The organism is Anaerotruncus sp. 1XD42-93, from assembly GCF_009917605.1.
GTDB lineage: Bacteria > Bacillota > Clostridia > Oscillospirales > Ruminococcaceae > Anaerotruncus.
This window is the reverse complement of sequence record NZ_QZEG01000231.1, coordinates 1-577: the sequence shown is the minus strand read 5'-3', so window position 1 is coordinate 577 and position 577 is coordinate 1. Positions and strand designations below refer to the sequence as shown.

1 protein-coding gene is annotated in these 577 nt (G+C 60.3%); it reads right to left on the bottom strand.

The genetic code is table 11. The features are described 5' to 3' along the window. On the bottom strand, positions 1-572 hold a 572-nt coding region (locus D5269_RS18190; protein ID WP_147408099.1), incomplete at its 3' end, for a hypothetical protein. Between the last annotated feature and the right edge of the window lie 5 nt (positions 573-577).

Genomic DNA, 577 nt, shown 5'->3' with positions numbered 1-577 from the left:
TCGTGGGTGAAATACTGCTCCGGGGCCAGCCCGCAGCGGGACATCAGGGAATAGGCGATGCTGACGGTGGCGGCGGCTTTGAATTGGACTTCGATGTTAAGCTCATCGTACTCCTCCAAAAAGGAATCGTCAACGATGTAAAGAAAGTCACGCCCGTTGTCCGCCCAGTATTCCCCGGCCAGCCTGCGGGCGATCTCGGTCATCTGCTCGCCTAAATCATCGCCGCCCACCCCATACCGGTTTTCCAGCATGGCGGAGATGGAATCTATGTGCCGTTCCTCCATCTTCCAGAGCCAGGGGGTGCGGGAGTGCGGGCGGGTTCCGGTGTCGGAGATGTCAAAGACATACCGCAGCCGGGTCCGGTCCCCGGAATCGTCCACCAGGGCGATGCCCTTGGAGCCGCGCCGGACATAGCGGCCCATCTTGTCATTCCACAGGTCATACTCCGCACAGGCGGTAGCGTCCGGGCGCTGGGCGTAGATCATCAGCTGGTCATGGAACGGGTATTTGTAAAGCCTGGAGGCTGTGTCCAGAAACCGCATCCACTCATTCCAGCTGGAAGTGAGCTGCACCGCCG